The 10792-nt window shown below is 39.2% G+C and carries 11 protein-coding genes and 1 pseudogene; 4 read left to right on the top strand and 8 right to left on the bottom strand.

The window, feature by feature from the left end; all coding sequences use genetic code 11:
- Positions 1-276: 276 nt before the first annotated feature.
- Positions 277-1143, top strand: a complete 867-nt coding sequence (locus QNK26_RS11435) for a DNA replication terminus site-binding protein (RefSeq protein WP_319223049.1) — start codon at positions 277-279, stop codon at positions 1141-1143.
- 10 nt (positions 1144-1153) lie between these two features.
- On the opposite strand, the gene QNK26_RS11430 is transcribed toward QNK26_RS11435, so the two are convergent.
- The gene (locus QNK26_RS11430; protein ID WP_319223047.1) at positions 1154-1588 is read right to left on the bottom strand and encodes a TM2 domain-containing protein; all 435 of its coding nucleotides are present in this window, start codon (positions 1586-1588) and stop codon (positions 1154-1156) included.
- 345 nt (positions 1589-1933) lie between these two features.
- Between QNK26_RS11430 and QNK26_RS11425 the strand changes: the two genes are divergently transcribed.
- Entirely contained in the window at positions 1934-2353 is a 420-nt protein-coding gene (locus QNK26_RS11425) for an HPP family protein (protein ID WP_319223045.1), read from the top strand.
- Between the two features lie 99 nt (positions 2354-2452).
- Here the strand turns inward: QNK26_RS11425 and QNK26_RS11420 are convergent, their stop codons facing one another.
- Positions 2453-3730, bottom strand: coding sequence for a multidrug effflux MFS transporter (locus QNK26_RS11420; protein ID WP_319223043.1), 1278 nt, complete (start codon positions 3728-3730; stop codon positions 2453-2455).
- A 123-nt stretch (positions 3731-3853) separates the two neighbouring features.
- Between QNK26_RS11420 and QNK26_RS11415 the strand changes: the two genes are divergently transcribed.
- Positions 3854-4348, top strand: coding sequence for a MarR family transcriptional regulator (locus QNK26_RS11415; protein WP_319223041.1), 495 nt, complete (start codon positions 3854-3856; stop codon positions 4346-4348).
- A gap of 23 nt (positions 4349-4371) precedes the next feature.
- On the opposite strand, the gene QNK26_RS11410 is transcribed toward QNK26_RS11415, so the two are convergent.
- The 4 genes from QNK26_RS11410 to QNK26_RS11395 form a co-directional block, all read right to left on the bottom strand.
- Positions 4372-4896: a hypothetical protein gene (locus QNK26_RS11410; protein ID WP_319223039.1), complete on the bottom strand. Its 525-nt coding sequence runs from the start codon at positions 4894-4896 to the stop codon at positions 4372-4374.
- A gap of 269 nt (positions 4897-5165) precedes the next feature.
- Complete coding sequence (locus QNK26_RS11405) at positions 5166-6155, bottom strand: Gfo/Idh/MocA family oxidoreductase (protein ID WP_319223037.1); 990 nt, start codon at positions 6153-6155, stop codon at positions 5166-5168.
- Positions 6156-6306: 151 nt separating this feature from the next.
- On the bottom strand, positions 6307-7026 hold the full coding sequence (locus QNK26_RS11400; protein WP_319223035.1) for a tRNA-uridine aminocarboxypropyltransferase: 720 nt from the start codon (positions 7024-7026) through the stop codon (positions 6307-6309).
- A gap of 134 nt (positions 7027-7160) precedes the next feature.
- Positions 7161-7751, bottom strand: a complete 591-nt coding sequence (locus tag QNK26_RS11395; protein WP_319223033.1) for a hypothetical protein — start codon at positions 7749-7751, stop codon at positions 7161-7163.
- Between the two features lie 340 nt (positions 7752-8091).
- Here QNK26_RS11395 and QNK26_RS11390 point away from each other — a divergent pair, with 340 nt between their 5' ends.
- Positions 8092-8808, top strand: a complete 717-nt coding sequence (locus tag QNK26_RS11390; protein WP_319223031.1) for an MOSC domain-containing protein — start codon at positions 8092-8094, stop codon at positions 8806-8808.
- Here QNK26_RS11390 and QNK26_RS11385 read toward each other — a convergent pair.
- Positions 8805-10163 carry a hypothetical protein gene (locus tag QNK26_RS11385; RefSeq protein ID WP_319223029.1) on the bottom strand — a complete coding sequence of 453 codons (1359 nt, stop codon included), beginning with the start codon at positions 10161-10163 and terminating at the stop codon, positions 8805-8807. The genes QNK26_RS11390 and QNK26_RS11385 overlap by 4 nt on opposite strands.
- A pseudogene (locus QNK26_RS11380) lies at positions 10156-10792 on the bottom strand (hypothetical protein); the annotation flags it as partial. The pseudogene QNK26_RS11380 and the gene QNK26_RS11385, both read right to left, overlap by 8 nt.

Genomic DNA, 10792 nt, shown 5'->3' with positions numbered 1-10792 from the left:
GGGGCAAGTTCGGCTTAGCATAACATCTTAGCTGTAGGGTTCATTAGCTATCACTACACTTGTAGTAGTTGAGTAATATCAGCCATAAACTTGCTGTTGTCTAAGACGTTGCGGATACGAAAGCGCCTTACATGAAATATGCACTGCCAATATCGATCAACAAACGGTCGCCACTGATCACATAACGATCACCCTATGCACTCACCTATTGCATGATGGTCTACACGTTACTATGCTAGTTATCAATAACAGAGATAACTGATACTAGGATTAGACATGACTGATATTAAAAGCTTATTTGATCAACTTACCGCGAACTTGCTGCAACTAGAAAAGCTCTTAGCAACAACAAAACCAGTACAAGCATTAGTCAGCCGGATCCCCGCTGTATTAAAAGGCCAAGAACAAGCGGTAATAAATCAAATCATTCCCGAGTTAGCAACCGACATGCTAGCAATGAAGTTAGCGGCTGAAGCATTTCAAGATATTCACATCAAGCACCCTTTTTCACAAAAATCAGCACGCCGTTACGTGGGCATTATTCATCTACACCCTGACCACGAAAATGCCGCGAAGATAGTGAGCCAAATTAACGTAATTAATAGTATTAAAGCTGATATTGAACATGCAGTTGTCAGTGAAAATGATACCCGCCAGACCCGCTTTAGTGCCATTCATGATAATTGTCCTGGGGTAATGACGGTGCATTTATATCGTAAGATACATTGTTTAGATAATGAGTTGGTGAAATCGGTGCGCTTCAGTTGGCAGCGTAAAGATTCATTACACCAACCTGACAAGCTAAAACTACTGGGCGAGATTAACGCAGAAAAAGAACGTGCAACACCGGATAACCAGCTAGCATTAACGCAATTACATCAAAAGGTAAGCACAACAGCAGAACATGAGTTACGTATTCGCAGGCCAGTAAAAGTGCAACCTGCAGCCAATATTGTCAAAGTGACAGGATTAAAGACGGTCACAGCCCCACTACCAATAATTGTGATACAACAAGAACCACTAGAAGCCAATGAAGTCGCTGAATTTGTCGCAACTCAAGTACGCAAGCAACGTTCTGATAAGCGTAAGAATATTGTTTTAGGGACTTTATCTGGTAAAACAATTGAAAAATTGGTGCCTTAACCAAACAAGATTAGAACCAAGGACGGTTTTCTAACACATAATCTTGCTCAAATTCGACTTCCGATTTACACAAATAAATAACAAATTCCACCAAGGCAATGATAGCAATCACCATCGAAGGTAAACCTAACAATACATAGCCAAATGCAAATAACAGTAACATATACAGACCTTGCTTGTTATAGCCTAAATAAAACTTATGAGCACCGACTGCGCCAAACAAAAAAGACAATAAAACAGCCGTTGTTTTCTTTGATTTCCCTACCGTAGCCATGGTGACAGAGGCCAGTTTTCCAGACTTTAGCGTAAAGTGGACATTACTACCAACCCGAGGCGTGCTCTTATACATCCACTGGTTCATACTAAACGTATAACGACATCCATCCTCATCAGAAATAATCCCTTCTTTACTTCCAATACTAAATTCAAGGATCGATCCCTTCATAACTAATCTCCATCTATAATATATAAGTGGCTAAATTATCACACAAATATCAACAATAACACCAAAATTATAGCTGGTTGTAGCTTTGCTCTAAATCAATAAATTATAATAAAAACAACAGTACTTATTAAATATACTTTAAAACAAAGCCGCTCCTTGTCAAATCTGTCTATTTATATAAACCTTCCAAACAATACATGAATTAGCTTTGTTAAAAAATAACTAAACAGTTCGATTAACATCTTGATTATTTTAAACAAAGCAATGTAATTTTAGACTTGATTAACGTATGCTAGTTATATTAACGTGAATTAAACTAACAATAAAATAACACGGAGTTAGCGTATGAAAGTAAGAGATATAATGGCGAGTAATATCGTTTGTATCAGCCATAAAGCCAGTTTAAAAGATGCCCACGATTTAATGCAAACTCGTGGTGTGCGTCACTTACCCGTCATATCTGAATTCGACGGCACTTTAGTTGGTATCCTAACTCACAAAAAAATGATCAGTACTGTCATCGCAATGATGAATAAATACGGTACTAATATTCTTGCTAGAAAAGAGCGTGGCGAGTTAATCGAAGACTTGATGGATACCGATTTTCAAAAGTTAACAGAAGATGAACCACTAAAAATTGTTGTTGAATACTTCATTGATAATAAACTAGGTTGCCTACCGGTTATTGATAATGAAAATAAAGTAATTGGTATTGTGACTTCATCTGACTTTGTTAAATTATGTGCGAATTTACTTAATAAGTAACGGCTGTTATTGATAATTAACTGTGCTTACTAATGAATTTCAGGCTGATAATCCTTTATCAGCCTACAAGCTAAGTTGCTATTTTAACAAATATTATTTTCAACTCACACGATGACGAGAGTAGCGAGCTGCAACCGTTGCACCACTCAATGCAGTGATAGATGAAACTAGCATGATGATAACCACAGGTTGAACCGACCCCATGCTGATAAATGCAGATATAGCGCTCACAGTGCCACCGATGGTATATTGTGTGGCCCCTAATACTGCCGAAGCAGAGCCCGCATTACGTCCAAAACTCTTCATAAAACAAGCACTGGCATTAGATATAACAGCGCCGTTTGCTGAGATAGCAATAACGAACCCAGCGACAGTCACGTATAACTCGTCAGGTACCATTACAGAGGCAGTTACTAATATTATGCCTCCTAGAACTTGTAAACTTAGAAAGGCTTTTAATAATGTCTCAGGTTCAAATCTTGCTAATAAGAAGGTATTGGCACGATTTACAACAACTAAACCGCAAATGTTGGCAAAAAACAACACTGAAAACTGCTGAGGCGTTTGACCAAACACTTCCATATACATCATTGATGCATTAGTTAAAAAAATCATCATTACCGAATAAGCGAATGCTTGAGCGACCATAAAACCCAAAGCACGCTTCTCGCTAAACACAGACAATAAACCAATTTTTTGCTGAATTTCACCTTGCTGCAGTTCAACTTCGACCTTCTTAGCAGCCTTTGGCATAAAATTCATAACCAAAATAGCCACCAGCGCAGCCATCATAGCCAGTGAATAAAAGATCCAGCGCCAATCCGCTAACGACATGATAATCGTACCCACAGTAGGAGCTATAGAGGGGGCTATCATCATAATAAGTGAAATCAATGAAAACAACTTAGCTGCTTCTTTGCCACTGCAAGTATCGCGGATCGTTGCAGGTACACCCACAACCGCCATACCGCCACCAATAGCTTGCAGCACACGCCATAACCACAAAATTTCAATCTGTGTTGCCGTCGCTAGCAATAAACTGGCAATAGCGAATACAGCTAAGCCCGTGATCATGGCATAACCACGGCCTTTCTTATCAGACAAAGGTCCACCAATTAACTGTCCTATCGCCAGACCAAAAATATATAAACTCACCGTAACTGACATCAAGGAGATATCAACACCCATTGCTTCAGCCATCGTTGGTATCGCTGGTAAGTAACTATCAATCGTAAAGGGGGTTAATGCAAATACCGCGGCTAGCGTCAGTATTAATGTCTTACTCATTTTACCGGAGGTCTCGGTGCTTGCTGTATGCTCTTTATTACGTGTGTTCACCTCATTCATTGCGACTGAGGGGGTATTGCTTTGTGTCATATTCGCGCCTTCAATTTATCTTTCTGGAAAGATAATAACTGGACTTTATCTTCCTGGCAAGATATATTATTGAAAGTCTGAAACAGATAGGGATTTGTTACAGTGAAAATGGAGATATAAATCATGGCAAATAGCATTAAAGAAATTGTACAAGCGATGGACGATAACTGGCCAGAGTGCGCTGAAACTGTATCTCCAGCATTACTGCGGTTACTGCAAGTCAGCAATCTATGCAACCATCAGGTGGAAGTACTCGTAGGCAGCTATGATTTACAACGCGCTGAGTTTAGTGTGTTAAGTACATTAAGACGCAGCCCAATGCCCTACTCTCTATCACCAACAGCCTTATATCGAGCGATGATATTCAGTTCGGGCGGCCTTACAAAAGTGTTAAATCGTTTAAGCCAAGCTGGTTTAATTGATCGAATTGATAATCCAGAAGATAAACGCAGCAAGTTGGTACAACTCACCATTGCAGGTAAACAGTTAATTGAAACTGTTATGTACGAGTTACACCAAAAAGAAAGAAATACATTGAGTGTATTATCTGTTGATGAACTGCAACAACTCGACTCATTGATGCAGCGGGTGTTAGCGAGAGAAAACGCCACGGATTAGGTATCACGGGTAATAATAGTGGCTTAAAATGAGTTGATACTCATCTCAGTCTTAACATGATTAAATACCTGTAACGCTGGCAGTGATGGCACTGCAGCTGTGTTCACATTGTTTTTAACAAACAAAGAAACTGGAAATTGTTTTGACGCGGCAAAATAAATCGACAGTAAGTGTAAGCCATCTTCATGGTGCAACGGTTGTGCTTCTAACGATAATGCTTCGAGTTTATCCGCATTTTCTAACCAGGTCAGAAATCCATTAAAATCATCGTCAAGCACTTCATCGCTGGTAAAACTAATTCTTAAAAAATCCAAATCAAGAAATGACCATAATGGTTCTATTTCTAATTCGTCACATATATCAATCTCGATATGAATACCATTAATGCAATGACCATAATGTGTTAGGTGCTTGATTTGGCTAATATCAAAAGCCTGTTTAGTATTAGCAATATTAATTTTGGCATTCGGGCTTAGCTGTAATAGTTTTTCCACTTCTTCCGTGGTCGGCACGTATTCAAACATGACTTCTTTGAGGGGCGATTCCATTGCAACACCTTATTTTCCATATGAACTATTTTGAGATCTAGACACGCTGTCTTATTTTTACAGACTATTACATATATAAAATAGCGTAAATATATCGTTTTTAAAAAACATGAGCGAAACGACATAACAATTGAAATAAAGAGGTATTTTTGTGATAGGCCTTAGAAAAATCAGCGCTCAACAAATAACATTTATGTAACAAATGATAATAGATAAACCCACTTATATACATAGGCTAAGTGACTTTACTACAAGGCTTCTCAACCAGCTTACTTCATCAATATCTGTTCCATCACCCAACTGGTGTGCAGCGCTGTTTTGCCACTGGATGGGTGAGCGATATTGTTAACCAACTGCTCTCGTATATTTTGGACATGATAAAGCTGAATATTTTCAGGGTTAGCAATCGTAAACTCTTGACGCGTGGTTAAAGTTTGTAAGATCACTGGCGCCTCATCAAAGACAGAAAAGCTAAGTTCACCTTCACTCCCGGTGATCACAACCCGATCTTGCCTTGTACAACCACCAAAATTCCAACTTCCGACGCCTGTCACCCCACTTTTATGTTGCCAGCATGCAGATATCGAATCTAACGCTGAATACAGCGCTTGTTGATTGGTACCGAGTCCTTTAACAATATCAAAATCACCTAACAAATAAGCAAATAAATCGAGGCCATGACTAGCTAGATCGTCAAAATAACCACCGACAGCAATGTTTTCATCTGTTCGCCAATTAGCCTCACCGGACAGGTCCAACGCATTAGCTGGCTTATTTAGAAACGCATTAATCGTCCTAACGTGACCAATCGCACCGCTCTCAAGTAAAGCTTTTACTTTATTAAAACGTGGTAATGAACGACGGTAGTAAGCCACAAATAAAGGTAAATTTTGATCGTTAAAGGCATTATAAATCGCCAAGCTGTCCGCATAACTGGGGGCGAGTGGTTTTTCGATACAACAAGGTTTACCTGCAGAAGCCACTTGTAAGGCATACTGCTTATGGCTGTCTGGAGGTGTGGCGATATACACAGCATCAATATTATCGTTATTGATAATATCCGCAGGGTCAGAAGAATAAGCCTTTACGCTATGCCTGTTGGCGTAATCTTGGGCTAGGCCGAGATCACGCCGCATCACAGCAGATAATTCAAAACCGGCTACTTTTTGATATGCAGGGCCACTCTTTAGTTCAGTAACAGCACCACAGCCAATGATCCCCCAGCGAATGGGAGATGGTAATTGTTTTTTACTCTGCATATATCTTCCGTTAAAAACTGAGACTACATCGCTTCTAGATAGCAATATAAGTGATTAATATTCAAAATAAAAGATGATTAATGTAAATAAGAGTAAGATTGGGTTTGGCTGTATACATAGGCATGTATACAGCCATGATATTAGCGTCGTGTTAAACCGTTAACGCCTGTAAACGCTTAAGCGCGGCATCGACACCGACATCAATTTGCTTGGTGCCTGCCAGATAGCGCTCACGAAAAACATCAAACCAGCAAGACAGAATATCTGCATTTAATGCTTCACCATGATGCCCTAACACCAATGACGCAACTTCGGCCGTTGCCAACTGATTGTCTTTTGCAGCCTTGCGGATTTGATACTGTGAAACAGCATCGGGATCAAATGAGATCACCGGAATATCTTGCAACCAAGGACTCTTCTTAAACATCTTCTTCGCTTCACGCCAGCTACCATCCAATAAGATATATAGCGGTCGTTTACCTGATTCAATCGACAATGCGCCTGTTTGCACCCTTTCGCGCTCAACCACATATTCTTCAGGGAAAATGATAAAAGGTTGCCAACGATCTTCATTGATGATGTCGATCATCGTTTGATTGGGCTCTGTACGAGACCATTGATAAGCAAAGGTATCTTCAATTACATCGGCAATTAATCGTCCCGTATTACTTGGTTTTATCATTTCATAGTCAAACATCACCAGCATAAAGCCAGCTGTCGATTTAACTAATGGTTGGTGTTCACAGATACAAAATTGCTTACCTAACATGCAATAATCGCAACGAATTAATCGACCGCCACGGGCTTTGAAAGGTTTGGTGCTGTCAGCTAAACGCTGTGTTGCTAATCGATGAACATTATGAATGCGCATAAAGTGATACCACTTAAGAATAATTTACTAAATTGCAGATAAAAAAATGACCCAGTACCAAGTCTTATCACACCGTCGTGGGACAATACTTGCTACTGGGTCATTAACATATTTAGGTACGCGTTTAGCGTTACTTAATTATGGTGCTTACGATCTTCCAATTCAGATTTAGTCGCACGAACCTGACGCATGAAGAAATTAGCCATAGATGCAGCAGCAGGTTTCTTTTCTGGTGCTGGTGCTTTTGACGTAATTACACGCGGTTTTCGTGGTGCAACAGGTACAGCAACAACAGGTTTTGCAACTTCTGCAACAGCAGCAGGTGTTGCTGGCGTTGCATGTACAGGACGAACTTGATTAGTCCCGAATTGTGACGATGCTACGTGTTGTCTTTGCTGTGCATGTTGTTGCACTTGTTGTCCATCCGCTTGCGGACGAGTTCTAATAACTTCTATCGAGTAAAGTTTACTTGAGATAGAGTTTGTAGATTGTGAGACTTGCTCACGACGTAAACGTTCACCCGTTGATTTGAATTCTTGGTATTGTACTGCTAACCAATTTTTCAAATGCATCAACATACCTGCTTCCACTAATTCGAGGCAAGTTCTGTTGTTGTACTCAACTAATTTCGTTTCTAAAAAATACGTCTTGGCTTCTGCTTCTGAGCCGATGCGTTCGACTAGTTCGAACCATGTTGATAAACCTAAAACTGTGTAATGACTCATTGTCTACCTTGCAGCTAACCGGCTACATTTTAGTAGCTTTCTTGAAAAATTAGGAGGCGGATTCTATACCTTTGCAGCCATGATTAAAAGCATATTTACGAAAAAAACCTAAAAATAATGTGATAACTCATAAATATGCACTTTCAGCTCCATTGAGACTAGACTAAATTAATTTTTTAGTGTTCAAAATAATAAAAAAATAAACATTATTTTTGTGTCTCTATAAGCAGCTAAGATGCAAATCGATTATATAAGAGAGTAAAAATTATCCTTGAGGTTTCGAATTACTTCAATGAAAATAGCTTCACTATATTTTTATCTATGCTAAGGAAATACTAGAATGCTTAATCAACCATCACCGCCCCTCCCTCAACAGCACAAAGTTAAAATCTATGTCGGACAGGTTAAGCGTAACTATGGTTTTGATTCTGCAATTGATAAGAAAGCAGTAAATAACAATATTTATCTCTCTGTGCATGGACTCGCAGGTGACACCAGCGCAGATAAAAAGTATCACGGAGGTCTCGAACGTGCACTGCACCAGTATCCTATCGAGCATTACACATTTTGGCAGCAAGCATTTACCCCGCGTAATAACCAACAACCTAAATTTGCAGCACCTGGCATGGGTGAAAACATCAGTGCAGTCGGCATGAACGAAGACAATGTTTGTATTGGCGATCAATATCAATGGGGAGAAGCCGTAATCGAAGTCAGCCAGCCTCGTATGCCTTGTCATAACCTTAATGCACGTTGGGATACTGTAAATATCTCAGTACAGATGCAAACATTAAGCCGTTGTGGTTGGTTATATCGCGTTATTAAACCGGGCATGGTCGAACCGAATGATGTGCTAATCTGTATTAAACGGCTTGAATCACCTACAACCGTGAAACAAGTCTGTGAATTGTTCTTTAGTGAGCCACTAAACAGCGTCAACCTAACCAGATTGATAGAAATGCCAGCGCTATCACCAATCTGGGGCGAAATAGCAACAACACGCTTAGCAACCAATACCGTGGAAAATTGGAATTTTAGATTGTTAGATCATGCTTAAATATCATCATCCATCGGATTCAGTTGTATTTTATTTGGGTTTATAAGTAATCCTGAAACTTTACTGGTCTTTTGTTTTTTCTTGATTAATTTTTTGGCTTCGTGCTTATTTAATTTTTCACCGCTGTTTTGATATGCCGCCTGTAATAGCTTATTCAGTAATAGCGTATTTTCTACATCATCAAAAAAGTATGCTTTTAAGCAAATAACAGGTTTTTCTTGGTATAACGCTGTACCAGACACCGCATTTGCATAAATAAAAAGGTAAAGCTGCTGACAAGCAATTTGCCATTGTTGATTATCAATGGCCTCTAAGAAGCTTTTTTTACAATTTCTCGATTTTTTATGACTGATTTTTTCGTAAACATTAACTAACCATTTTTTGTGTTTATAGCTTTGCCAAACCATGAAGCATAAAAATAGAACCATTAACAAGTTAACCATAACATTGATATTCAATGGCCAAAATGATGTGTTTCCAGGTAAATGTTGTGTTGAAACCACATTCCCTACAACCGTCCATGTACGTGCCGGTATGGTTTCACTTTTTAATTGCCCTGCTTCTGGATCCCACCAGTAAAGAGTTTGCTGGGGTAATTGATAATCCCCTGCTTGCTCAAAAATGTAAGTGACAGATTCTTCCCTTTTACCGGTGATTGTCCCGCGGATATTTTTATCCGCTACTTTTACTGGCTTTTGATAAATACTTATCCCCGTTAACTGTGTTTGTGCTAACGGCACGATCATCATTGCGGGAGCATCTTTAACCGTAAGGGTAACGGTTTCAGTTATTGCGTCGCCTATTTGATACTCATTATTGATATCAAAAACGCCATCAATGGCAATGGATAACGCTGGTGTCACTATATATTGCTCAATGTCTTTAAGCGCCGCAGGTTTTGATGTTTCAAACTCAATAGCCTTAGTTTGAATTGTGCCGCTCACAATGCCGTCACTCTCAGTATTAATGGAAACATCTACCAGTATTGGTCCAACTTCATAAATGCCTACTTGCATTGGATAAATAACTATTTCCCGGGTTTGCACTGCCCATGTTGTGCCATTGATACGTTGGGTGCCATTTATTGCCAATTCATTGAACGGTAGAATAACTGACTCGGCAAGCTCAACATCGTGGATCCTTGTTCCCTTAGCAAACCAACGATTAGTTGCAACATCAATCACCAAGGTAACAGCTTGTTTGGCGACAATATTGTCTGATGCTACAATTTTTATAGTAATAGATAGCTCATTGTTTGCGATTAAATCTTCAACCGATTTAGCAAAACTAGGCATTGAAAAAGTTGACAATAAAATCAACATACAACAGCTTAGTAACTGATTAAATTTAATCATTGCCACTGTCCTTTTGACTGTTAGTTTGCCTAATTTTGTTCACCGGCAGTGGTTTCTCTTTTCGCTCATTTTGCATATAGAATTTTTGGGCTAGAAAACGTGCGGGATCTTTTTGTACTTGTCGCAACCACATTTCATTTAACTTAGGATCAAGTAACAACTGCTCCGCACTTAACTGTTCAGCCTCTTGCTTTCTCGCCTCTTTTTTATCTGCACCATCACCGGTTTGCGGTTCATCACCAAGTTCTTTTGATGAATCACCATTTTCTGCCTTTTGACTTTCAGATAATCGATTAACATCATCTATAATTGCTTGAACAATTTTTATATTATTCAATGCCGCTTTATTATTGCCATCTTTCTCCAAAATGCTTTGATATATGTTACGTGCTTTAACGTAGCGACGATCATGGGCAAGTGCATTAGCGCGAGCTAAAACATCATCTGGCTTGGTATATTGATTATATAAAGTAGCTGATTGTTCAAACTGCTCAGCGCCATACATGCTATAAGCTTGCCAGCGGGTATCATCAAACGTCACCGACGCTTTTGGATAATAACCAAGGTTGAATAAAATTTGTCCTTGTTGATCTCGTGTTAGCCATAGATCTGCAAATTTTTGCGGTTTT

It is taken from the genome of Moritella sp., from assembly GCF_033791185.1.
GTDB lineage: Bacteria > Pseudomonadota > Gammaproteobacteria > Enterobacterales > Moritellaceae > Moritella.
The sequence above is the reverse complement of the archived record's forward strand: the minus strand, read 5'-3'. Positions and strand labels throughout refer to the sequence as shown.